This window comes from Jiangella mangrovi, from assembly GCF_014204975.1.
Classification (GTDB): domain Bacteria; phylum Actinomycetota; class Actinomycetes; order Jiangellales; family Jiangellaceae; genus Jiangella; species Jiangella mangrovi.
Genome location: NZ_JACHMM010000001.1, coordinates 1,140,535 through 1,161,799, shown reverse-complemented (window position 1 = coordinate 1,161,799; position 21,265 = coordinate 1,140,535). Strand labels below are relative to the sequence as shown.

General features: G+C 73.2%; 25 protein-coding genes and 1 pseudogene. 11 read left to right on the top strand and 15 right to left on the bottom strand.

Translation table 11 applies throughout. From position 1 onward, the window contains the following. Positions 1-795 precede the first annotated feature (795 nt). A complete protein-coding gene (locus HD601_RS05380; protein ID WP_184819993.1) occupies positions 796-1,482 on the bottom strand; it encodes a hypothetical protein in 687 nt (228 codons plus the stop codon). Positions 1,483-1,550: 68 nt separating this feature from the next. Here HD601_RS05380 and nagA point away from each other — a divergent pair, with 68 nt between their 5' ends. The 4 genes from nagA to HD601_RS05360 all read left to right on the top strand — a co-directional run bounded on the left by nagA (position 1,551) and on the right by HD601_RS05360 (position 6,755). Next, positions 1,551-2,705: an N-acetylglucosamine-6-phosphate deacetylase gene (gene nagA / locus HD601_RS05375; protein ID WP_184819991.1), complete on the top strand. Its 1,155-nt coding sequence runs from the start codon at positions 1,551-1,553 to the stop codon at positions 2,703-2,705. A gap of 117 nt (positions 2,706-2,822) precedes the next feature. Then, positions 2,823-4,400, top strand: a complete 1,578-nt coding sequence (locus HD601_RS05370; RefSeq protein WP_184819988.1) for an alkaline phosphatase D family protein — start codon at positions 2,823-2,825, stop codon at positions 4,398-4,400. A gap of 51 nt (positions 4,401-4,451) precedes the next feature. Continuing rightward, positions 4,452-5,243 (top strand): MmyB family transcriptional regulator, encoded by a 792-nt coding sequence (locus tag HD601_RS05365; protein ID WP_184819986.1) that lies wholly within the window; start codon positions 4,452-4,454, stop codon positions 5,241-5,243. Positions 5,244-5,306: 63 nt separating this feature from the next. Beyond that, positions 5,307-6,755 carry an aldehyde dehydrogenase family protein gene (locus tag HD601_RS05360; RefSeq protein WP_184819985.1) on the top strand — a complete coding sequence of 483 codons (1,449 nt, stop codon included), beginning with the start codon at positions 5,307-5,309 and terminating at the stop codon, positions 6,753-6,755. Here HD601_RS05360 and HD601_RS05355 read toward each other — a convergent pair. The 3 genes from HD601_RS05355 to HD601_RS05345 form a co-directional block, all read right to left on the bottom strand. Continuing rightward, positions 6,727-7,248: a 2'-5' RNA ligase family protein gene (locus HD601_RS05355; protein ID WP_221440557.1), complete on the bottom strand. Its 522-nt coding sequence runs from the start codon at positions 7,246-7,248 to the stop codon at positions 6,727-6,729. The genes HD601_RS05360 and HD601_RS05355 overlap by 29 nt on opposite strands. Before the next feature lie 82 nt (positions 7,249-7,330). Next, positions 7,331-7,615, bottom strand: coding sequence for a hypothetical protein (locus HD601_RS05350; protein WP_184819983.1), 285 nt, complete (start codon positions 7,613-7,615; stop codon positions 7,331-7,333). Next, on the bottom strand, positions 7,612-8,403 hold the full coding sequence (locus HD601_RS05345) for an AAA family ATPase (protein WP_221440556.1): 792 nt from the start codon (positions 8,401-8,403) through the stop codon (positions 7,612-7,614). The genes HD601_RS05350 and HD601_RS05345 overlap by 4 nt, the downstream gene beginning before the upstream one ends. Before the next feature lie 201 nt (positions 8,404-8,604). Between HD601_RS05345 and HD601_RS05340 the strand changes: the two genes are divergently transcribed. Then, complete coding sequence (locus tag HD601_RS05340; RefSeq protein ID WP_184819979.1) at positions 8,605-9,288, top strand: iron-dependent transcriptional repressor DtxR; 684 nt, start codon at positions 8,605-8,607, stop codon at positions 9,286-9,288. Next, positions 9,285-9,605, top strand: a complete 321-nt coding sequence (locus HD601_RS05335) for a rhodanese-like domain-containing protein (RefSeq protein ID WP_221440555.1) — start codon at positions 9,285-9,287, stop codon at positions 9,603-9,605. The genes HD601_RS05340 and HD601_RS05335 overlap by 4 nt, the downstream gene beginning before the upstream one ends. Before the next feature lie 79 nt (positions 9,606-9,684). Here the strand turns inward: HD601_RS05335 and HD601_RS05330 are convergent, their stop codons facing one another. From HD601_RS05330 to HD601_RS05320, 3 genes are all read right to left on the bottom strand, one after another. After that, positions 9,685-9,945: a hypothetical protein gene (locus tag HD601_RS05330; RefSeq protein WP_184819977.1), complete on the bottom strand. Its 261-nt coding sequence runs from the start codon at positions 9,943-9,945 to the stop codon at positions 9,685-9,687. A gap of 81 nt (positions 9,946-10,026) precedes the next feature. Further along, complete coding sequence (locus HD601_RS05325) at positions 10,027-10,971, bottom strand: ribose-phosphate diphosphokinase (RefSeq protein ID WP_184819975.1); 945 nt, start codon at positions 10,969-10,971, stop codon at positions 10,027-10,029. Positions 10,972-11,055: 84 nt separating this feature from the next. After that, positions 11,056-11,526 (bottom strand): MarR family transcriptional regulator, encoded by a 471-nt coding sequence (locus HD601_RS05320; protein WP_221440554.1) that lies wholly within the window; start codon positions 11,524-11,526, stop codon positions 11,056-11,058. Between the two features lie 92 nt (positions 11,527-11,618). On the opposite strand from HD601_RS05320, the gene HD601_RS05315 reads away from it, so the two are divergent. Both HD601_RS05315 and HD601_RS35420 read left to right on the top strand, forming a co-directional pair. Beyond that, the gene (locus HD601_RS05315) at positions 11,619-12,095 is read left to right on the top strand and encodes a VOC family protein (protein WP_184819971.1); all 477 of its coding nucleotides are present in this window, start codon (positions 11,619-11,621) and stop codon (positions 12,093-12,095) included. A gap of 125 nt (positions 12,096-12,220) precedes the next feature. Then, positions 12,221-13,044: pseudogene (locus HD601_RS35420) on the top strand (mechanosensitive ion channel family protein). A 19-nt stretch (positions 13,045-13,063) separates the two neighbouring features. On the opposite strand, the gene HD601_RS05305 reads toward HD601_RS35420, so the two are convergent. Both HD601_RS05305 and HD601_RS33450 read right to left on the bottom strand, forming a co-directional pair. Beyond that, positions 13,064-13,426 carry a DUF6401 family natural product biosynthesis protein gene (locus HD601_RS05305; protein WP_184819969.1) on the bottom strand — a complete coding sequence of 121 codons (363 nt, stop codon included), beginning with the start codon at positions 13,424-13,426 and terminating at the stop codon, positions 13,064-13,066. 52 nt (positions 13,427-13,478) lie between these two features. Next, positions 13,479-13,985, bottom strand: a complete 507-nt coding sequence (locus tag HD601_RS33450) for a GNAT family N-acetyltransferase (protein WP_184819967.1) — start codon at positions 13,983-13,985, stop codon at positions 13,479-13,481. Positions 13,986-14,055: 70 nt separating this feature from the next. Between HD601_RS33450 and HD601_RS05295 the strand changes: the two genes are divergently transcribed. Beyond that, a complete protein-coding gene (locus HD601_RS05295) occupies positions 14,056-14,568 on the top strand; it encodes a hypothetical protein (protein ID WP_221440551.1) in 513 nt (170 codons plus the stop codon). A gap of 76 nt (positions 14,569-14,644) precedes the next feature. Here the strand turns inward: HD601_RS05295 and HD601_RS05290 are convergent, their stop codons facing one another. The 3 genes from HD601_RS05290 to HD601_RS05280 all read right to left on the bottom strand — a co-directional run bounded on the left by HD601_RS05290 (position 14,645) and on the right by HD601_RS05280 (position 16,739). Further along, positions 14,645-15,070 (bottom strand): Hsp20/alpha crystallin family protein, encoded by a 426-nt coding sequence (locus HD601_RS05290; RefSeq protein ID WP_184819965.1) that lies wholly within the window; start codon positions 15,068-15,070, stop codon positions 14,645-14,647. A gap of 483 nt (positions 15,071-15,553) precedes the next feature. Then, the gene (locus HD601_RS05285) at positions 15,554-16,429 is read right to left on the bottom strand and encodes a methyltransferase (RefSeq protein ID WP_184819963.1); all 876 of its coding nucleotides are present in this window, start codon (positions 16,427-16,429) and stop codon (positions 15,554-15,556) included. Between the two features lie 103 nt (positions 16,430-16,532). Then, positions 16,533-16,739, bottom strand: coding sequence for an FmdB family zinc ribbon protein (locus tag HD601_RS05280; protein WP_184819961.1), 207 nt, complete (start codon positions 16,737-16,739; stop codon positions 16,533-16,535). 88 nt (positions 16,740-16,827) lie between these two features. On the opposite strand from HD601_RS05280, the gene HD601_RS05275 reads away from it, so the two are divergent. Continuing rightward, positions 16,828-17,082 carry a type B 50S ribosomal protein L31 gene (locus tag HD601_RS05275; protein ID WP_184819959.1) on the top strand — a complete coding sequence of 85 codons (255 nt, stop codon included), beginning with the start codon at positions 16,828-16,830 and terminating at the stop codon, positions 17,080-17,082. On the opposite strand, the gene HD601_RS05270 is transcribed toward HD601_RS05275, so the two are convergent. Continuing rightward, the gene (locus tag HD601_RS05270) at positions 17,058-18,323 is read right to left on the bottom strand and encodes a DUF6596 domain-containing protein (protein ID WP_221440550.1); all 1,266 of its coding nucleotides are present in this window, start codon (positions 18,321-18,323) and stop codon (positions 17,058-17,060) included. The genes HD601_RS05275 and HD601_RS05270 overlap by 25 nt on opposite strands. Next, entirely contained in the window at positions 18,305-18,658 is a 354-nt protein-coding gene (locus tag HD601_RS05265; protein ID WP_184819953.1) for a YciI family protein, read from the bottom strand. Before HD601_RS05265 ends, HD601_RS05270 begins: the two co-directional genes overlap by 19 nt. Positions 18,659-18,755: 97 nt before the next feature. On the opposite strand from HD601_RS05265, the gene HD601_RS05260 reads away from it, so the two are divergent. Further along, positions 18,756-20,111 (top strand): dihydrolipoyl dehydrogenase family protein, encoded by a 1,356-nt coding sequence (locus HD601_RS05260; protein WP_184819952.1) that lies wholly within the window; start codon positions 18,756-18,758, stop codon positions 20,109-20,111. 10 nt (positions 20,112-20,121) lie between these two features. Here the strand turns inward: HD601_RS05260 and HD601_RS35415 are convergent, their stop codons facing one another. Further along, positions 20,122-21,183 carry a peptidoglycan DD-metalloendopeptidase family protein gene (locus HD601_RS35415; RefSeq protein WP_184819950.1) on the bottom strand — a complete coding sequence of 354 codons (1,062 nt, stop codon included), beginning with the start codon at positions 21,181-21,183 and terminating at the stop codon, positions 20,122-20,124. Positions 21,184-21,265 lie beyond the last annotated feature (82 nt).

Sequence of the window (21,265 nt, the reverse complement as noted above, 5' to 3'; positions counted from 1 at the left end):
TCACTATGGAGGACCGTCTTCTTCGCTCCGGCGGGGTCGCGGAGGACGGTTCTGCCAAGTGAAGTCGGCTGGTCGTAGTGAAGTCGCCCTCGGCGACTCGTGGCGGTCCAGGATGTGGGATTTGGGGGCGTTTTCTGGGCCGCCCACCACGTTTACCCGTGCATCACGAGGCATGCATGCCTCGTGATGGTCGGGTAGGCCTAGTGATGTAGGCGATCCTTGATGATCAACGCTGCCCACAGTCCGGCGAAGCGGGACGAAACGGACGCGAGGCGTGCCCAGGGTCTCCCCGTCCCCCTGATAGCTGCCAGGTTCTTGGCCGCGGGACCGCGGGTCAAGCGGTCTTCTCTGGCGCGAAGCGCCCGTTGGTCCGCTTGAGGCGCGGGCCTGCGGCTAAGAGAATGGGCGCCAGGGGGACGGGGGAGCCGACCTCAAACCTCGGCCAACCTCAACACCCAACAGGGCCCAGAAAATAGGACGACCCGTGGGCTGCTTCCACTCCGCTGACCAACACGGTCGGCGGCCGTGGCCCGGACGGACCAGCGCCGGGAGCCCACGGGTCGGGTGACTGCTCGGTAGTGCCAGCATTCCTGCCGGCGAACCGCGGGGGTCACCCCCAAGTCCTGCGACGAGCAGGGCTGCTAGCGAGCAGCCACCTCACGAGTCCGATAGCTATTCATCTACTGGACCACCTCCTCTCCGTGTGCCTCCCACGTTAGGCGGCGACCGGTTCCCGCGGCAATGTCTTTTTCGCGGGGTGAACGCGGGAACAAAACCGGCGGCGAGGGTCAGGACTCAGGCGAGCGCGATCCACGTCGACCGGGCTCGGCCGAGCACCCGGCCGTCGGCGCCGTAGACCGTGGAGTCGGTCCAGGTCTTGCGGCCCTCGGTCCCGACCAGAGCGCCCATGACCAGGCACGTCTCGCCCGCCGACGGAACGCCGGAGACGAGCGCGGTGATGCGGCCGAGCACCCTGGGGCGGCCCTCGATGGGCGCTGACCAGCCGCCGGGGCAGTCGAGCGCCGCCCACACGAACTCGGCCGAGCCGGCCACGTCGGCCCCCACCGACCACGCGCACGCCGTCCGCCCGTCACCGACCCGGCCGGGGAACAGCCGCAGGCCGTCGCCGGGGGAGCGGTCCGGGCCGCAGACGAAGCACTCGGGGAACGGGTGCGCCGTGAAGCCCGGGTATCCGGCCGAGATCGCGGCGACCTCCGACGCGGCGACCGGCTCGACGGCGGCGAGGTCGCCCTCCGAATCGGCACCGACGGCCACCGCCACCAGCGTCGACCCGTCCAGCAACTCCACCCCGCCACCCTCGGCCGCGGGCCGCACCGCCAGCGGCGTCTCGAGCGGCGGCGGCGTGCGCAGGGTGACCGTGACCGGCCCGTCGCCCGCCCGCGCCGCGAGCCGGCCCGCGACGTACCCGCCGTTGCCCGACGTCGTGGGACCGCGGAACCGCGACTGCACCGTCAGCGTCATGCGGCCTGAGCCTAACCGCCGCGCGATACGGTGCGGTCCGACACGAGACCGAACCGGGAGGAACGCGGATGTCGGTGATCACCGGCGCGAGGATGGTCACGCCCGAGGGCGTGGTGGAGGACGGCTGGCTGCGGGTCGACGGCGGCCGCATCGCCGCGCTGGGCCAGGGAACGGGACCTGAGCCGACCACCCCGACGGACCGCGACCTCGCCGGACGCTGGCTGGTCCCCGGCTTCGTCGACATGCACACCCACGGCGGTGGCGGCGGCACCGTCGTCGGCGCCGATCCCGAGGCGATCCGCACCTTCGTCGCCACCCACCGCCGCCACGGCACGACGTCCATCGTCGCCAGCCTGGTCAGCGGCGCCTACGACGCGCTGGAGCACGACGTCCGGGCGCTGGCCGAGCTCACCGACGACGGCCTGATCGCGGGCGTCCACCTCGAGGGGCCGTGGATCTCGCCGGTCCGCAAGGGCGCCCACGACGCCACGACCCTGCGCACGCCCGAGCCGGCCGCCGTCGAACGCCTGCTCACCGCCGGCCGCGGCGCCGTCCGCATGGTCACGCTCGCGCCGGAGCTCGACCACGGCCTCGACGCCGTCCGCGCGGTCGTCGCCGCGGGCGCCGTCGCCGCCGTCGGGCACACCGACGCCACGTACGACGTCACCCGTCAGGCCGTCGACGCCGGCGCGACCGTCGCGACGCACCTGTTCAACGCGATGGCGCCGGTGCACCACCGCGACCCCGGGCCGATCGTCGCGCTGCTCGAGGACGAACGGGTCACCGTCGAGCTGATCCTCGACGGCGTCCACCTGCACCCCGCGGTCGCCCGCATGGTCCGCGCGGCGACGGCGTCAGCGGCCGGTCACGCCCGGATCGCACTGGTCACCGACGCCATGGACGCCACCGACATCGGCGACGGCGACTACGTGCTCGGCGGGCTCGCGGTGCGGGTCGAGGACGGCGTCGCCCGGCTGGTCGAGGGGGGCTCCATCGCCGGCAGCACGCTGACCATGGACCGCGCGTTCCGGTTCGCCGTCGACCAGGCCGGGTTCACCGTGCCGGAGGCGGTGCGCGCGACGTCGGCCACCCCGGCCCGGCTGCTGGGCATCGACGGGCGCACGGGCGCACTCGCCACGGGACTGGACGCCGACCTCGTCGTCCTCGGCGCCGATCTGACCGTCGAGGCCGTCATGACCCGCGGGAAGTGGAGCACTCCCTAGCCGGCAGCAGCCGACAGCGTTCACCGGGCGGGCATCTGCCGATCACGAGTTCGCGCCGCTCGCGTTCACGGCCCGCCGGTTGCATCGGGGCACCCTCCGCAGAAAGGCGTGCCCCCGATGTCCCACGGACCCCTGCTCGGCCGCCGGCAGGTGCTGGCCGGCGCCGGCGCCCTCGCCACCATCGCCTTCGTCCCGACGCTCGCGAACGCCGACGAGCGCATCCTCGACTACCCGTTCACGCTCGGCGTCTCCTCGGGCGACCCGCTGCCCGACGGCGTGGTGCTGTGGACCCGCCTCGCGCCGCAGCCGCTGGAGCCCAACGGCGGCATGACCTCGCGCAGCGTCCCCGTCCGCTGGCAGGTCTCCGAGACCGAGAGCTTCCGCCGTCTGGTCCGCCAGGGCGTCGACCTGGCCAAGGCCGAGGACGCGCACACCGTGCACGTCGACGTGCGGGGCCTGAAGCCGCACCGCTGGTACTACTACCGCTTCATCGTCGGCGGCGACGTCTCGCCGGTGGGCCGCACCCGAACGGCCCCGGCGCCGGGCACGACGCCGCCGGTCAGCTTCGCGTTCGCGTCCTGCTCGAACTGGGAGCAGGGCTACTTCACCGCCTACCGGCACTTGGCCGGTGAGAACCCGGACGTGGTCTTCCACCTCGGCGACTACCTCTACGAGGGGCAGGGCAACCCGAACGCGCTCCGCTCGCACGTCGGCCGCGAGATCCAGAGCCTGGACGACTACCGCCGCCGGCACGCGCAGTACCGCACCGACCCCGACCTGCAGGCCGCGCACCTGGTCGCGCCGTGGATCGTGACCTGGGACGACCACGAGGTCGACAACAACTACGCCGCGCTGCTGCCGACGAACACCGACTCCAACCAGGGCAACGGCTCGCTCGAGGACTTCACCCGGCGCCGGGCGGCCGCCTACAAGGCGTACTGGGAGCACATGCCGCTGCGCGCCGACCGCCGTGCCGTCGGCGCCGACCTTCCACTGTACCGCGGGTTCACCTACGGCGACACCGCCCGGTTCAGCGTGCTGGACACCCGGCAGTACCGCACCAACCAGCCCTGCAACGACACCTACCCGGCGATGTGCGGCGGCGACCTCGACCCGTCGGCGACCATCCTCGGCTCGGCGCAGGCGACCTGGCTGGAGCAGCAGCTGGGCGAGTCGACCGCCGTCTGGAACGTCGTGCCGCAGCAGGTGCTGTTCGCGAACCTCGACCTCGAGGCCGGCGGCGCGATCCCGGGCGACGACCGCGACGCCGGGCTCACCGACGCCTGGGACGGCTACCGGGCGTCGCGGCAGCGGCTCATGGACTACGTCGTGGACCGCGAGGTGGAGAACTTCGTCGTGCTGACCGGCGACATCCACGCCCACTTCATGTCCGACCTGCGGCAGAACTTCGAGAACGAGTCGTCGCCGGTCATCGGCACCGAGCTGGTCTGCACGTCGATCACGTCCGGCGGCAACGGCACCGACCTGTCCTCGTACTACACCTCCGTCCTGCCGGAGAACCCGCACCTGCGCTACAACAGCAACCGCCGCGGCTACGTGTCCTGCCGGCTCGACCGCGACACCTACGAGGTCGACTACCGCATCCTCGACCAGGTCTCGACGCCGGGCGCGCCGCTGCGGACCGGCGCCTCGTACGTCATCGAGGCCGGGAACCCCGGGGCGCAGGAGGCCTGACCCGTCGTGCGACGGCGGAATCGCGGCCGGCAGCGGCGCTGTTGAGAGGGTGTGCAACGAGCCCAGCTGGCCGACTTCCTCCGCTCCCGCCGGGCGGCACTCCGACCCGACGACGTCGGGTTGCCGCCCGGACCGGGGGCGCGGCGCACGCCGGGTCTGCGCCGCGACGAGGTCGCCCTGCTGGGTGGCATCTCGGCCGACTACTACACCCGGATCGAGCAGCGACGGGGGCCGGTGCCGTCGGGCCAGGTGCTGACGTCGCTCGCCCGCGCGCTGCGGCTGACCGACGGCGAACGGGCGTACCTGTTCGACCTCGCCGGCCGGGCCGCACCACCGCGAGCCGGCGGACCGGACGACGGCCCGGGCGAGGTCGCACCCGGCCTGCGCCGCGTCCTCGACCGGCTGGGCGACGACGTGCCGGCCATGGTGTCCGACGCCGTCGGCCGGACGCTGCTGCAGACCCCGGCCGCCAGGGACCTGCTGGGCGACGAGTCGCGGCACACCGGGGCGGCGCGCAGTCGGGCCTACCGCTGGTTCACCGACCCCTCCGAACGCATGCTCACGCCGGCCGAGGACCACGCGGCGCACTCGCGGTCCCTGGTCGCGGGATTGGCGACGGCGTCCGCTGCGGCCGGTCCGCGCTCACCCGCCGCCACGCTGGTCGCCGAGCTTCGCCGTCGCAGCCCCGAGTTCGCCGCCGTCTGGGCGACCCAGCCGGTGCCGGACGCGGTGTGCCCGCCGAAGCGGCTCGTCCACCGGGACCTCGGAGTCATCGACGTCCGCGGCGACAATCTGATCGACCCGGACCGGTCCCAGGTCCTGACCGTCTTCACCACCGGCTGACGGCCGGCTGAGGGGGATCGACCGGGCATGGTTCGACCGGCGGCACCGCCACAGGGTGGAAGCATGACCAACGCACTCACACTCGTCCCCGCACCGCACGAGCTCGACATCGCCGGGCACTGGATCGGCGGCGCGACCGCCCCCGGCGACGGCCCGACCATGGAGGTCGTCAGCCCGGTCGACGGCGCCGTCGTGGCGACCGTCCCGCGAGGCTCCGCCGCCGACGTCGACCGCGCGGTGGCGGCCGCCCGCGCCGCCCTCCCGGCGTGGTCCTCGACCAGCCCTGCGGACCGCGGCGCCGTGCTGCACCGGCTGGCCGGCGAGCTGGAAACTCGCCGCGAGCGGATCGCCCGCGCCATCACCGCCGAGATTGGCGCCCCGATCGCGCTCGCGCGGGCCGCCCACGCGGGCTTCCCGGTCGCCGTCACCGAGGCGGTCGCGAGCCTCGCCGGCACGATCGCCTGGACCGAGGAGATCGGGAACTCCCTGGTCGTCCGCGAACCGGTCGGCGTCGTCGGGGCGCTCACGCCGTGGAACTTCCCGCTCCAGCAGGTGATCACGAAGATCGCGCCGGCGCTGCTGGCCGGCAACACCGTCGTGCTCAAGCCGGCCGAGACCGCCCCTCTGACCGCGCCGATCCTGGCCGAGGCGGCGGCCGCGGCGGGCCTGCCGGCGGGTGCGCTGAACATCGTCCACGGCGTCGGCGCGGTCGTCGGCGAGGCGATCACCACCCACGCCGGCATCGACATGGTCTCGTTCACCGGGTCCACCGCCGTCGGCAAGCGCGTCGCCGTCGCGGCGTCGGACACCGTCAAGCGGGTCGCGCTGGAGCTGGGCGGCAAGACCGCGAACCTCGTCCTGCCCGACGCCGACCTGGAGCACGCCGTCGCCGAGACGCTCGCCTACAGCTGGACCAACAGCGGCCAGGCCTGCGGCGCGTGGACCCGGCTGCTGGTCCCGGCCGACCGGCACGACGAGATCGTGGCCGCGCTGGTCGACGCGGCCCAGGCGTACACCGTCGGCGACCCGTGGGACGAGACCACCCGGCTCGGCCCGCTCGCCTCCGAGGCCCAATGGGAACGGGTCAACGCCTACATCGAGCGCGGCGTCGCCGCCGGGCTGGACCTCGTCCACGGCGGGCCGGGGCGGGTCCCCGGCCTCGAACGGGGCGCGTTCATCCGCCCGACGATCTTCGCGAACGTCGACCCGCGGTCGGTCGTCGCTCAGGAGGAGATCTTCGGCCCGGTGCTCAGCGTGATCCCGTACCACTCGGAGGACGAGGCGGTGGCGATCGCCAACGGGACGATCTACGGCCTCGGCGCCGCGGTCTTCGGCGAGCGCGACCACGCCCTCGCCGTCGCGGGGCGGCTCGAGGCCGGCCAGGTCTACGTCAACGGTGGCCGGTTCAACCCGCTCGCGCCGTTCGGCGGCACCAAGCAGTCCGGCACCGGCCGCGAGATGGGCGTGGCGGGCGTCGAGGAGTTCACCGAGCTGAAGGCGATCCAGCTCTGACCCCGAGGGGCCAGCTGGTCAGGATCCGGGTCCGGCCCGGCTCGTACCACGCGAGGTCGACGCGGTCGGCCACGCAGCGCACCGGCACGGAGTCGCCGAGCCGGTCTCGGGTGGACTCCACCGAGACGTCGGCCGAGCGCTGGTCGAGGGTCACGTGCGGCACGATGTCGGGGAACTGCCCGCCGTACGGGGGACATTGCGGGAACGCCGAGACGAACCGCTCGGTCAGCGCACGGAACGGGTCGTCGGGCTCCGGCGCGAGGTAGATGATGCCGTTCGGGAACGTCTCGAGCCGGCGCAGCTCGAACGCGATCGGCTCGGTCCCGGCCAGGATCGCCCCGACCGTGGCCAGCTCGCCCGCCGTCGGTGCGGGCAGGAACGGTGCCAGCACCGTGACGTGCGCGTGCGTGAACGCGGGGTCGGCCGACAGGTATGCGGGGTCGTAGTGCTCGAACCGGCCCCGGACGAACGACTCCACGGCAGGTACGGGCACCTGCAGGACCGTGAAGCCGGGGCTGATTCCCTTTCCCTCGGGGGACTCGCCGCCGCCTGGGACCTCGCGGTCGGCGACGGGGTTACTCGTCGGCCCAGGCGCGCAGCACGTGCGCCGCGGCCTCCTCGGCGGTCCAGCCGTAGGCGTCGGCCTTGCGCCGCAGCCGCTTGCGGTCGCGCTTGGACAGCGGGACCGTCAGCTCGGCGTCGTCGTCGCCGGAGTGGGTCTTCTTCTTGTGCTTCTTGACCGCCTTGGCGACGGCGGCCTCGTCGACGGCGAGCGACGACAGGTGGCCGCCGGTGGAGCCCACCGTGCCGTCGGACCGGCGCACCAGCGCGGGCCGCGGCGCGGGCATGGAGCCGCTCATCGGGAAGCCCCCTTCGAGAACGGGCCGGCGCCGACCCCGGCCGATCGCATGATCAGCTCGAGGTACCCGGCGAAGACCCGGCCGGCCTCGCGGGCGCCCGGCGACGGCCAGCGCTGGACCGGCAGCCCGGCGCCCTGGGCCCGCGAGATGGCCGAGCGCTCCGGCAGGACGGGGTCGATGACGAGGTCGCGGTAGGCGGCGATGAGCTCGTCGAGGCGGAACCGGTGCTCCGCGGACCCGGCTCGGAAGCGGTTGACGACGATGCCGGCCGGCCGCAGCCGCAGGTTGTGGGCCCGGCGGACGGCGTCGACGGCATCGAGGGCCTGCTGGGCGCCGGCCAGGGCGAACGCCGTCGGCTCCGTGACCACGAGGGCGACGTCGCTGGCGGCCAGCGCGTTGCGGGTCAGCTCGGCGAGGCTCGGCGGGCAGTCGAGCAGGACGAGGTCGGCGTCGCGCAGACCCGCGAGGGCGGTGCGCACGTAGTGGCGGCCCGGGACGCCGTCGGGCGGATGGTTGCGCCGTTCGAGCGCCGGCTCACCGGCCAGGAGACGGACCTGCTCGCCCCAGCCGCTGACGGCGAGGGCGTCGCCGATGGCCACCGGGTGGTCGCGGGCCAGCACGTCGTTGGCGGTGAACTTCACGTCGCCGGGGGAGAGCACCGTGGTGGCGTTGCCCTGCGGATCGAGGTCGACGACGACGCAGCGCAACCGCTGTGCCAGGGCCGCTCCGGCCAGCCCGAGGGCGACCGACGTCTTACCGACGCCGCCCTTGAGGCTCAGGACGCTCACAACCGGCACCCCGTGATCCTCCCATGAGCGAGCACCCGGCGTCTTGGTCCAGTGCCGCTGACCTGAGCGGAACCGGAAAACGAGACGCGGTCGCGATAAGCTCGGACGTATCAACCCCAACCCCGGCGGGTTGCGCGGGACCGAGGGCACCACGAGGCCCAGGTCATTTCGACTTCTGAGTGATGCGAGGAGAGCCGTCCGGTGAGCGACCTCATCGATACGACAGAGATGTACCTCAAGACGATCTTCGAGCTCGAAGAGGAAGGCATCGTCCCCCTCCGGGCGCGCATCGCCGAGCGACTGCACCAGTCCGGCCCCACCGTCAGCCAGACCGTCGCCCGCATGGAGCGCGACGGCCTGCTGCACGTCGACGAGGACCGCCACCTCGAGCTGTCCGAGAAGGGTCGCCTGCTCGCCATGCGCGTCATGCGCAAGCACCGCCTGGTCGAGCGCCTCCTGGTCGACGTCATCGGGCTCGACTGGGAGCTCGTGCACAACGAGGCCTGCCGCTGGGAGCACGTCGTCTCCGAGGCGGTCGAGCGGCGCCTGGTCGACCTCCTGCACGAGCCGGCGGCCGACCCCTACGGCAACCCCATCCCGGGGCTGGCCGAGCTGGGCAGCGCCACGGTGGTCGAGGACTTCCGCTCCGGTGTCCGGCAGCTGCGCCAGGCCGGCACCACCGACGGCGCCGAGGTCACCGTCCGGCACATCGGCGAGCCGCTGCAGGTCGACGAGAAGCTGCTGGCCAGCCTGCGCGAGGCCGAGATCGTGCCGGGCCGCACCGTGCGGGCCACCACGACCGACAACGGCGTGCAGGTGCGCAGCACCGAGACCGTCGAGCTGTCCGCGGCCGACGCAGCGCACATCTTCGTGAGCATCCCGTGAGCGCCGGCGAGGTCAGCGTCGACGAGCTGGTGACGCAGTGGAAGGACGGCGCGGCCATCGTCGACGTCCGCGAGCCGGGCGAGTACGTCGAGGCGCACATCCCCGGCGTGCAGCTGATCCCCATGGGCTCGGTCATCGAGCAGATCGACGACATCCCGCGCGACCGCACGGTCTACGTCGTGTGCGCGGTGGGCGGGCGCAGCGGGCAGGTGGCCGACTACCTCGACGCGCAGGGCTACGACGTCCGCAACGTCGCCGGCGGCACCAACGCCTGGATCCGCGCCGGGCACCCGGTCGAGACCGGGCTGCCGGAGTAGCCACCGCACCATCCGAAGACACCGAGGAGCGGGCGGCCAGGCGGCCGCCCGCTTCGTCGTTGCTGGGAAGGGTGGAGTCTCAGAGCCGGCGGACGTGCCGCACGAGCATGGCCGGCGTGCCACGGACACCGCGGCCCTGCGGCGCCACGACGCCGGTGATCTCGACGTCGTCGCCGAGCTCGGCGGCGTTGTCGAACGGGCCGAGCAGCTCGAAGCGCTCACCTGAGGCGTCGAGCTCGATGAACCCCTCGCGCTGGGCGGGCACGAGCGTGCCGCGGCGGGTGACAGCGGTGAGCGGGTCGGCGAAGTCCGACATGGTCTCGAACTGACTCCTCGTCATGAGGACTGAGTATGGAGCGCGAAATCGGGCGCCGTCCGGGAAATGCCCGTATTGGTCCCGGTGATGCGGGTGAGCTAGATCTCACGCGTCGTGGAAGAGCGCGCTGACCGACTCGCCGTTGTGGATCCGGCGGATCGCCTCGGCCAGCAGCGGGGCCACCGAGAGCACCGTCAGCTTCGGATGCGTGGTGCCGTTGGCCAGCGGGACGGTGTTCGTGCAGACGATCTCCTCGACGTCGGGCTGGTCGCCGAGCCGGCGCAGAGCGTCGTCGGCGAACAGGCCGTGCGTGCAGGCGATCCGGATGGACCGCGCCTCGCGCTCGCGCAGCCGGTCCATCAGCTCGATCAGCGTGCTGCCCTTGGCGATCTCGTCGTCGAGAACGATGATGTCGCGGCCGGCGACCTCGCCGATGATCGCGGTGATGGTGACCTTGTCGTCGGCGAAGCGCTGCTTCGCGCCGGCCGCCACGGGGACGCCCAGCATGCGCGCGAACGCCGACGCCGGCTTGGCGTTGCCGAGGTCGGGCGAGACGACGACGGTGTTGGAGAGGTCGTGGCCCTGGAAGTGCGCCGCGAGCTCGCGCAGCGCGTGCAGCTGGTCGACCGGGACGCTGAAGAACCCGTGCACCTGCGGCGAGTGCAATGTCATGGCCAGCACGCGGTTGGCGCCCGCCGTGGTCAGCAGGTCGGCCATGAGCCGGCCGCCGATCGAGATGCGCGGCGCGTCCTTCTTGTCCGACCGGGCGTAGGCGTAGTGCGGCATGACGACGGTGATGCGTGCGGCCGAGGCGCCCCGGGCGGCGTCGAGCATGAGGAACAGCTCGACCAGGTGCTCCTGCACCGGCGGCACGATGGGCTGGATCAGGAACACGTCGTGCTCGCGGCAGTTCGCCTGCAGCTGCACCTCGAGGCAGTCGTTGGCGAAGCGCTGGATGCGGACGGGGTTGAGGGCCGCCCCGAGCTGGGCACAGATCTCGGCGGCCAGTTGCGGGTGGGCGCTCCCGCTGAATACGGCGATGTCGCGCATGGTCTCAGGCCCTCTCTCGCGTCGTGTCGGCGTGGTCCGGGGGCGTCGCCGGCAGGCTGCTGCCGCCGTTGCGCAGCAGCATTGTCACAGGTGCGGAGCCCGGCCGTCCTGCGCCGCGACGATCGCCGAGACGATGTCGCCGAGCTGCTCCACCTGCTCGGGCGTGAGCGGGTCGAAGAGGATGCCGCGGACCTCCTCGACGTGGCCGGGCGCGGCCGCGGCCAGCACGGCGAACCCGTCGTCGGTGAGCGAGGCGAGCGTGGTGCGGCCGTCGGTGTCGTGCTTGCGGCGGCGCACCCAGCCGGCCTGCTCGAGCTTGGCGACGGCGTGCGACAGCCGGCTGGGGGACGAGCTGACCATCTTGGCCAGCTGCGACATGGTCAGCTCGCGGTTGGGCGCCTCGGAGAGCATCGCGAGGATGATGTAGTACGCGTGCGGCATGCCGGCGTCACGCTGCAGCTGGCGGTCCAGCGACGCCCACAGCAGCTGGTTCGCCAGCAGGTAGTGCCGCCACACCTTCTGTTCATCGTCACTCAGCCACCGTGTTGCCTTCACGTCATCCAGCATACGATGATGGTTGAGAGTTCAACTTTCTGCGTCGGGCGCGGACGAGGGGATGTGCCCGGCGTAGGCGGAGAGGGGTTGTCATGGAGGTCAAGGAACTCGGGCACGTCGTGCTCTATGTGCGCGACATCCAGCGCTCGGTGGCGTTCTACCGCGACGTCCTGGGCTGGCGGCAGGTGCTGCCCAAGCCCGGCGGCGACGGGTCCGGCGCGCTGCCGGCGCCGTTCGCGATGTTCAACGCGCCGTCCGGCCGCACCCACCACGAGCTGCTGCTCATCGAGGTCGGCCCGGACGCCGCCGCCCTGCCGGCCGGCCGCCGGGTCGGGATGTACCACTTCGGCCTGAAGATCGGCACGTCCGACGACGAGCTGCGCGAGGCGCTGCGCACGCTGCAGGAGGCCGGTGCGACGGTGCTCGGCGCCACCGACCACGTGGTGACGCACAGCCTCTACATCGCCGACCCCGACGGCAACGAGATCGAGCTCTACGTCGACGTCCCCGGCATGGACTGGGACGACGCTGAGCTGCTGGCGTCGCCGCCGCGGGCGTTGCGGCTCTAGCGCGGCCGTCCGGTCCGGGCCGGTTGGGATCGCATCGCCGGGGTATCGGCGCAGCATGCCGGAGGGCACGGGTGCGGCCGCCGAGCGGCGGCGGGCAGGCCCGGCCCGGAAGGATGTGAGCCCGGATGGACATCGAACAGTCCTGGAACAACGCGCTCGACGCCGTGATCACCTGGTTGCCGAGGTTCGTGGCGTTCCTGGCGATCCTGCTGATCGGCTGGCTCGTGGCGAAGGCGCTGCGCAAGCTGGTCGACGTGATCCTCGAGCGGGTGGGCTTCGACCGTGCGGTGGAGCGCGGCGGCGTCCGGCGGGCCCTGGCGCAGTCGAAGTACGACGCCAGCGGCCTGATCGCGACCCTGGTCTACTACGCGGTGCTGCTGCTCGCCCTGCAGATGGCCTTCGGCGTCTTCGGGCCCAATCCGGTGAGCGACCTGCTCTCCGACATCGTGGCCTGGCTGCCGCAGGCGATCGTCGCGGTGGTGATCGTCGTGGTCGCCACGGCGGTGGCCAGTGCACTCGGCGACCTCGTCGGCGGCGCGCTGAGCGGACTGAGCTACGGCCGTCTGGTCGCCCGATCGTGCAGGTCTTCGTCATCGCCCTCGGTGTGATCGCGGCGCTGAACCAGATCGGTGTGGCGACGACCGTCACCACCCCGGTGCTGATCGCCGTGCTGGCCACCGTCGCCGGTGTGATCATCGTCGGCGTCGGCGGCGGGATGCTGCGGCCCATGGAGCAGCGCTGGGAACGGTGGCTGAGCCGAGCGGAACGCGAGATGCCCGAGGCGCGGACCCGCAGCGAGGCCTACCAGCGCGGTCGTGAGGACGCGCTACGTGCGCACGAGACGCCGGCGGGCGTCCAGCCGTCGGGGCGGCCGGGCGACCTGCCGTCGGCGACGAGGGCCGACGCGGTGGGTCCGTACTCGACCTCGCCGCAGGAGGAGCACCCGTAGGGCCGGTGACGGCGCGGGCTCAGGAGAGCGCCGCGTCACCGTCCGCGATGCTGGCCATGGCGCCGTCGGCCGTGGCCAGCATGCAGACGCCGGCCAGTCGCAGCCAGACCCAGTCGTGGCCGCCGCCGGGCCGCCGCACGTTGTCCCGTCCGTGGTCCCGGGCGACGTCCTCGATGCCGCGCGCGTAGTCGGCCAGCTCTGCCGGGCCCAGGCCGGCGTTGCCGAGGACGAGGATGTCGCGGACGGCGGCGGCGTGCTGGTCGACCTCGGCGAGCAGGCCCGGCGCCCACTGCGACATCGTCTCCATGCCGATCCGCGCGGTGAGTGACGCCAGCTCCTGACGTGCGCGGGTCGTGTGCCGGCGGGAGGGCAACCAGTTCATGGCCGTCCAGGCTACGAACCGTCGGCCCGAGCCTGGAAGGCGGGTGGAGGGTTCAGCCGCCGAGGGCGAGCGTCGCCCGGCGGGCCGGTGGTTCACCGTCGGGGCCGACGGTGAAGCCGAGCGTGCGCAGGAACGCTTGCCCCGCCGGCCAGGCGTCGTGCGCCGTCGCGGTGACCTGCTCGAGGCCGGCCGCGCGCGCCTCGGCGATGAGTACGCCGGCGACGGCGGTGCCGGCGCCGCGGCCCCGGTGCGACGGCGCGACGAGGAACTGACCGACGGCGACGGCGGTGCGATGCGGGTACCCGAGCACGGCGTCGACCAGACCGACGATCTTCTCGCCGTCGCGGACGGTGTAGAGCCGCTTGTCCTCGAACGAGCGGCCCTCGGGCAGCGAGTAGAACAGGCTCTGCACGTCGCCGTGGCCCGACGGCCCGCCGGTGACCGCCTCGAACCAGTCGTCGCAGGCGGCGAAGAGCTCGAGGATGCCGGGCTCGTCGTCGGGCTCGATCTGCTCGCGCACGACGAGGGGGCCGAAGTCGGTGGCGACGGTCCAGATCACCCGTCACAGCTTAGTGGCCTGGCGGCGTCCGGAACCGGGGCGCGGCGTCGGACGTCTGATCATCGTGAGGATGGATCGGCTGTTCACGACCGTCGCCGCGGCGGCGGCCCTGCTGCTCGCGGCCTGCGGCAGCGACGTCCCGGCGACGGGCGGCGACGATCCGACGGCGGAGGTGACACCGACCGGCGGGCCCAGCTCCTCACCGGGACTGCCCACCGACGACCCCGGCGCCCCGACCGACGGCCCCACCGATCCCGGCCTCGACCCCACCGGCGGTCCGTCCGCCGACCCCACCGGCCCCGGCGGCGAGCCGCAGCCGGACCCGTCGGGCACCGAGGACCCCGTGCCCCAGCCCACCACGCTGCCCGGCCCCACCGAGCTGACCGGCTTCCCCGAGGCGGGCGTCGAGTCCGGCTGCTGGCTGCTCGACGGCTATCTGCTGATCGGCGGCGACCAGACGCTCATCGCGTCCGGCCGCGAGGTCCAGATCACCGGCACCGTCGACGACACCCTCATGACCACGTGCCAGCAGGGCACGCCGTTCCGCGTCGACACCGTGGTCGGCATCGAGCCATCCAGCTGACCCCGACGGGACCCGGGGACAGCGAACGGCCGGGGCGGTCCGTGTGGACCGCCCCGGCCGTTTGTTCTGCCGCGGGTCAGGCGGCGCGCTGCACCTCGATGCGGGTGGGCGAGGTGCCCGCGTAGACGCCCGCCACGGTGACGCTCAGGACGCCGGCGTCGTAGCTCGCGCTGACGGCGCCCGGGTCGACCGCGACCGGCAGGGCGACCGTGCGGCGGAAGCTGCCGTAGCGGACCTCGCGGACCCGGCGGCCGGAGCCGTTCTCCTCGCGGGTGTCCTGGCGCTCGCCGTGGACGACCAGCTTGCGCCCCTCGACCTCGACGGTGACGTCCTTCTCCGGCTCCAGGCCCGGGAGGTCGAAGCGGGCCACCAGGTCGTCGCCCTCACGAGCGAGGTCGGCGGCGGGGGCGAAGCCCTTGGCGGTGCCGGCGGTGACGGGCGCGTCCCAGAAGCTGCGGAACAGCCGGTCGACGTCGGCGAACGGTACGAGTGTGGTGCTCATGGCGACTCTCCTTCGTGATCGAGTACCTGGGATCACCAGGTCTGACACGCATAACTTGAGTCGCCTACGCTCAATTCCCGCCGTTCGCCGTGGGCGATCCGCCGCAGGTCCGGCGCGGGTCTGGTCCGCGCCCGGTCGGGAGGGGGCGGTTCGCGCGTGGTCCAGTTCCGCCGGCCACTCACTGTTGATCATGGGGAAGGTCGGCTTCTGGGGCGCTGTGGAGCCGACGTTCTCCATGATCATCAAAGATTTGGGCTGCCATCACGACCCGAATTCTTGATGATCACGGAATTCGGCCGGCGAGACTGGTTGGCGGTAGGTCTGGTCCCCGCCCGGTTGGGAGGGGGCCCACCCTACGGGCGGGCACCGACAACCGCCGACAGGCAACCCGTAACGACTGGCAACCCGCAACGACAGGCAACTCGCAACGACAGGCAACCCGCAACGACTGGCAAGCAGCGACGGCGACCGGCGGGGCCGGCGCTAGGCGGTCGCGCGGTGGCCGAGGTGGACGCTGCGGGCGCTGAGCGAGTAGACGTCGTCGCGGTGGGCGAGCCAGGCGTCGTCGGCGGGGTCGAGGAGCCGGTCCCAGGCCGCCTTGTCGGCCGGTCGCAGCTCGCCGTCGGTGTACGCGCGGTCGACGCGGTGACGGAGGCTGTGCAGCACCGAGGCGAGGTCGGCCTCGCTCAGCGGGACCGGGCGCTCGAACGTGAACGTCCGGGTGCCGACCTCGACGAGGCCGGCGCGGCGCAGGGCGGTGGACCAGCCGTACGGCATCGCCACGTTGCCCGGCACGCTGGCCCGCATGCGCGCGAACCAGCGGTCCTCGGCGGCCGCCAGCCGCACCTCGAGTCCCGGCTCGCCGACGCCGACGTCCCAGGGGAGGTGCCGGGCGGGCAGGCCGCCTTCGGCCAGCGCCAGCCGGCCGCCCGGCGCCAGCAGGGCCGCGAGCGCGTCGATGGCGGCCTGCTGGTCGGCGAGGTGGTGGATGGACGACGACGCCCAGATGATGTCCGCACCGCGGGCCACCGCGGGCAGGACGTTGAGGTCGGTGTCGAGGTCGGCGAGGAGCAGCCGGATGTGGCCGTCGTCGATGCCGGTCTCGGTGATGCGCCGGCGCGCCGCGTCGAGGACGTCGCCGTCGCCGTCGACCCCGACGACGAACGCCGCGGGCGGCAGCGCGGCCCCCAGCGCGACGGCCATGCCGGCGCCGCCGCAGCCGATGTCGACGGCGAGCCGGTCGCCCGGCCGAGCCAGCTCGCGGGCGACGGATGCGTACCAGGCGGCGTCGTCGGTGACGGCGGCGCAGAGTCGTTCGGCCTCTTCGGCCCAGTTGATGACGATGGTCTGATGGTTCATGGCGCGGCCCCCTCAACGCCCTTGCCTGAGAATCAGTCTCAGTCAAGCACGCCCCGGGCCGGCGCGGAAGCGATTATTGCGGCCAACGCAAGAATCGACGGGGTCAGCCGCAGCCGCAGCCGCCGCCACAGCACCCGCCGCCACCGGCCGGGGCGGCGCCGGAGCGACCGGCCAGTCCCACGGTGGTGAGCAGCTTGACGGTGTCGTCGTGCCCGGCCGGGCACGGTGCCGGGGCGCTCGCGTCGGCCATGGGCCGCACGACGTCGAAGGTCGAGCCGCAGGCGCGGCAGCGGAACTCGTAGGTCGGCACGCCACGAGTTTACCGGCCGCGACACGGCGGCGGGAATGCCGCGCACAGCCGCCGCGTTGTTGAGAACGACATTCAGAAGGAGGTCGTCGTGAAGAAGAACATCCACCCCGAGTACCGGCCGGTGGTCTACCGCGACGCCGAGGCGGGCCTCGCGTTCCTGACCCGCTCGACCGCGCGCACCGAGCAGACCGTCGCGTGGGAGGACGGGAACACCTACCCCGTCGTCGACGTGCAGATCTCGTCCGCCAGCCACCCGTTCTACACGGGCAAGGCGCGGGTCCTGGACTCCGCGGGCCAGGTCGAGAAGTTCCGCCGGCGCTACGGCGCCAGTTCGGCGGCCTGAGCCAGCAGGTAGGACCGCTCCACGTCGTTGCCGGTCGAGGCGGCGGCCTCCGCATAGGAGGCCGCCGCCTCCGCATACCGGCCCAGCTGCCGCAACAGGTCGGCCCGGACCGCCGGCACACCGTAGTACCCGTCCAGCCGTGGGTCGGCGGCCAGTGCCGCCACCGAGTCGAGGGCCGCGTCCGGCCCGGCCACGTGCGACCACGCGGCCGCCCGGGCTAGCGCCGTCACGGGCGACGGCGCCACCGTCAGCAGCAGGTCGTACAGCGCGACGACCTGCGCCCAGTCGGTCGCCTCGTACGACGGCGCCTCGGAGTGCACGGCCGCGATGGCCGCGTGCAGCGCGTACGGGCCGGCCCGTCCCGGCGACGACCGCCGCATCGCGCGCGCGGCCAGCGCGCACCCGTCGTCGATCAGCGCCCGGTCCCAGCGGGACCGGTCCTGCGCCGACAGCGGCACCAGGTCGACCTCGGAGTCCAGCCGCGCCGTGCCCCGGGCCGCCGCCAGCCGCACCGTTGCCAGCAGTCCCAGCACCTCCGCCTCGTCCGGCATCACCTCGGCCAGCACCTCGGCCAGCTCCGTCGCCGTCCGCACCAGCTCCGGGCGCCGCAGCGACTCGCCGCGCGACGCCGTGTGGCCCTCGGTCAGCAGCAGCGACACGACGGCGAGCGCCGCGGGCAGCCGGTCGGGCAGCTCGTGCGCCGACGGCACGCGGTACGGGATGCCGGCGGCCTGGACCTTCTTCTTCGCCCGGGTCAGCCGGGCCGCCATGGTCGGCGGCGGCACCAGGAAGAGCCGGGCGACGTCCGGCGTCGGCACGCCGCAGACCAGGCGCAGCGTCAACGCGACCCGGGCCGGCAGCGCCAGCGCCGGGTGACAGCAGGTGAAGACCAGCCGCAGCCGCTCGTCGTCCATGGCATCGGCGACGGCGTCCGGCTCACCCTCGCCGGGCACGATGAGCAGCGGCAGCTTGCGGGCCATCGTCCGCTCCCGCCGCATCGCGTCCAGGGCCCGGTTCCGGGCGACCGTCGTCAGCCAGGCCGTCGTGTCCTCGGGTACGCCCCGCACCGGCCAGCGCTCGACCGCCAGGGCGAACGCCTCCTGGACGGCGTCCTCGGCCGCGTCGAGGTCGCGGGTGACGCGCACCACCGTGGCCAAGACCCTCGCCCAGCCCCGGCGGTGCGCGTCGGCGACCGCATCGGCGACCGCGTCGGCCGCCTCGCTCAGAGGTCGGTCTCCCACAGCGGCCGGATCTCCGTGCCGGTGCCGGTCGGGCAGTGCCGGGCGATCTCGATGGCGTCGTCGAGGTCGGCCGCCTCGACGACGTAGTAGCCGGCCAGGTTCTCCTTCAGCTCGACGTACGGGCCGTCGGTGACGAGCATGTCCTCGCCCGGGCCCGCGGGGCGCAGGGTCGTCGCCGTCGTCGACGGGCGCAGTGCGTCGCCGGAGAACTCGATGCCGCGTCCCTGCAGGTAGGCGATGAATCTCCCGTGCTCGTCCAGGGCCGCCGTGCGCTCCTCGTCGGGCACCGCGTCCCAGTCGGTGTCCGGCTCGAACAGCATGAGCATGTACTTCATGTCGCCTCGTCCTTCCCTCTCGGTGGCTGTCTATCACCCTTGACGAACGAGGCGCCCCCGAATCGACATAGGCTCGGCGGCAACGACTGGAGGTGCGATGAGCGAGCAGGTCGATGTGGTCGTTCTGGGGCTCGGCGTGGGCGGCGAGCACGTCGCCGGAACGCTGGCCGAGAACGGGCTGAACGTGGTCGGCATCGAGGGCCGGCTGGTGGGCGGCGAATGCCCCTACTACGCCTGCGTCCCCACGAAGATGATCGTGCGGGCGGCCGACCTGCTGGCCGAGACCCGCCGCGTCGACGGCATGGCCGGGCACGCCGAGGTCACGCCCGACTGGGCGCCGGTCGCGGCCCGCATCCGCGACGAGGCCACCGACGACTGGAACGACCAGGTCGCCGTCGACCGCCTCGTCGGCAAGGGCGTCACCTTCGTCCGCGGCTGGGGCCGTCTCGCCGGTCCGGGCCGGGTCGAGGTCGACGGGACGGTGTACGAGGCGAACCGCGGGGTCGTCATCGGCACCGGGTCGGCGCCGTTCGTGCCGCCCATCGACGGCATCGAGGGCACGCCGTACTGGACCAACCGCGACGCCGTCCAGGTCAAGGAGCTGCCGGAGTCGATGATCGTGCTCGGCGGCGGCCCTGTCGGGCTCGAGCTGACACAGGGGTTCGCCCGGTTCGGCGTGCGGGTCACCATCGTCGAGATGGCCGAGCGGCTGCTGCACAACGAGGAGCCCGAGTCCGGTGAGCTGGCGGCCCGCATCCTCGAGTCCGAGGGCGTCGACGTGCGCGTGGGCTCCGGGGCACGGTCGGTGCGCCACGACGGCGAGCGGTTCACCGTCACGCTCGCCGACGGCTCGGACGTCAGCGCCGAACGCCTGCTGGTGGCGGTGGGCCGCTACTGCGACCTCGGCGCCATCGGGGTCGACGCCGTCGGCCTGGACCCGTCGGCGAAGTTCGTCGAGGTCGACGACCACCTGCGGGCCGGCGACGGACTGTGGGCCGTCGGCGACGTCGCCGGGCACGGCGCGTTCACGCACATGGCCATGTACCAGGGCGACATCGTCATCCGCGACGTCCTCGGCCAGGACGGTCCCGCGGCCGACTACCGCGCGCTGCCGCGGGTGACGTTCATGGATCCCGAGATCGGCGGGGTCGGCCTGACGGAGGCGCAGGCGCGCGACGCCGGGCTCGCGGTCCGCACCGGCAGCACCCAGGTGCCGTCCACGTCGCGCGGCTGGATCCACAAGGCCGGCAACGACGGCTTCATCAAGCTCGTCGCCGACACCGACCAGGGTGTCCTGGTGGGTGCCACGTCGGCCGGGCCCACCGGCGGCGAGGTGCTCGGCGCGCTGGCGGTCGCGGTGCACGGCCGGGTCCCGGTCGAGCAGCTGAAGCACATGATCTACGCCTACCCGACCATCCACCGCGGCATCGGCGACGCCCTGCGCGAGCTCTGAGCGCCGGCTCCTACTGCAGCCAGCTCATCGGGTCGGTGAAGTCGCCGTTCACCAGCACCTCGAAGTGCAGGTGGCAGCCGGTGGACGAGCCGGTGGTGCCGACCCGCCCGATGAGCTCGCCGGCGGCAACCGACTGCCCGGGGCTGGAGCTGAACGCCGACAGGTGGTTGTACGTCGTGGTGACGTCCACCCCGTCGATGTCACCGTGCGAGACCTCGATGCGGTTGCCGTAGGCGCCCGCGTAGTTGGCCGACTCGACGGTGCCGGGGTAGGCCGCGTACACCGGCGAGCCGCAGGCGGCGCCGAAGTCGGTGCCGCTGTGCAGCTTGTAGACGCCGGTCACCGGGTGCACCCGCATGCCGTACGGCGACGTGATGCGCGCGCTCGACGGGTACTGGAAGACGCCGTTGCCGGACGGCGGCGGGCTGTCGGTGGAGCCGCCACCACCGCCGCCGCCGTCGTCGCCGCGGTCGGGCTGGTTCTGCGCGTTCTCGCGCTCCTCGGCCGCGCGCTCGGCGGCCGCATGGATGTCGCGCATCTTGCGCAGCTGCGCGTTCGCCTCGTCCATGGCGGCCGCGGCCTCGTCGAGGGCGGCCAGGGCCTGGTCGGACAGCTCCGTGGCCGAGGCGGCCGCCTGCTGGGCGGCGGCGGCGTGGCCGTCGGCGCGGGAGGCTGCGTCGGTGGCGTTCGCCTGCGACTCGGCGGCCTCGGCGAGGACGCCGTCCTGCACCCGCATGAGGTCCTGGACGCCCGACGACCGGGCCTGGAACTCCTCGGGGTCGCCGATGCCGAGCTGCATGATGCTGCTCAGCTCGGAGTTGGTCATGTAGGCGTGCGCGGCGAGCCGGCCCAGGGTCTGGCGGGCGTTCTCGGCCGCCGTGGCGGCGTCGGTGCTCTCGCCGCGGGCGCGGTCGGCGCGGGCGGTCGCCTGCTCGGCGGCCGCCTGGGCCTCGACCGCGGCCTGGCTGGCCTGCTCGGCCTTCTGCTCGGCGGCCCGTCGGGTCTGCTGGGCCGTCTCGAACGCGGCCTGCGCGGACTCGAGGTCGGCCTGCGCCTCCTCGACGGAGGGCACGGTGGACTCGGCACGGAGATCGGGTGCCGCCGTCGAGGACGTCATTCCCCAGGAAAGACATCCGATGGTGACGGTCGCAGCC

Excerpts from the sequence above, each read along its gene's own strand:
- HD601_RS05380 (WP_184819993.1), bottom strand. The coding sequence starts at position 1,482 with ATGACGCTGACGGTGCAGTCGCGGTTCCGCGGTCCCACGACGTCGGGC.
- nagA (WP_184819991.1), top strand. The coding sequence starts at position 1,551 with ATGTCGGTGATCACCGGCGCGAGGATGGTCACGCCCGAGGGCGTGGTG.
- HD601_RS05370 (WP_184819988.1), top strand. The coding sequence starts at position 2,823 with ATGTCCCACGGACCCCTGCTCGGCCGCCGGCAGGTGCTGGCCGGCGCC.
- HD601_RS05360 (WP_184819985.1), top strand. The coding sequence starts at position 5,307 with ATGACCAACGCACTCACACTCGTCCCCGCACCGCACGAGCTCGACATC.
- HD601_RS05350 (WP_184819983.1), bottom strand. The coding sequence starts at position 7,615 with ATGAGCGGCTCCATGCCCGCGCCGCGGCCCGCGCTGGTGCGCCGGTCC.
- HD601_RS05330 (WP_184819977.1), bottom strand. The coding sequence starts at position 9,945 with ATGACGAGGAGTCAGTTCGAGACCATGTCGGACTTCGCCGACCCGCTC.
- HD601_RS05325 (WP_184819975.1), bottom strand. The coding sequence starts at position 10,971 with ATGCGCGACATCGCCGTATTCAGCGGGAGCGCCCACCCGCAACTGGCC.
- HD601_RS05315 (WP_184819971.1), top strand. The coding sequence starts at position 11,619 with ATGGAGGTCAAGGAACTCGGGCACGTCGTGCTCTATGTGCGCGACATC.
- HD601_RS05305 (WP_184819969.1), bottom strand. The coding sequence starts at position 13,426 with ATGAACTGGTTGCCCTCCCGCCGGCACACGACCCGCGCACGTCAGGAG.
- HD601_RS05295 (WP_221440551.1), top strand. The coding sequence starts at position 14,056 with ATGGATCGGCTGTTCACGACCGTCGCCGCGGCGGCGGCCCTGCTGCTC.
- HD601_RS05290 (WP_184819965.1), bottom strand. The coding sequence starts at position 15,070 with ATGAGCACCACACTCGTACCGTTCGCCGACGTCGACCGGCTGTTCCGC.
- HD601_RS05285 (WP_184819963.1), bottom strand. The coding sequence starts at position 16,429 with ATGAACCATCAGACCATCGTCATCAACTGGGCCGAAGAGGCCGAACGA.
- HD601_RS05265 (WP_184819953.1), bottom strand. The coding sequence starts at position 18,658 with ATGAAGTACATGCTCATGCTGTTCGAGCCGGACACCGACTGGGACGCG.
- HD601_RS05260 (WP_184819952.1), top strand. The coding sequence starts at position 18,756 with ATGAGCGAGCAGGTCGATGTGGTCGTTCTGGGGCTCGGCGTGGGCGGC.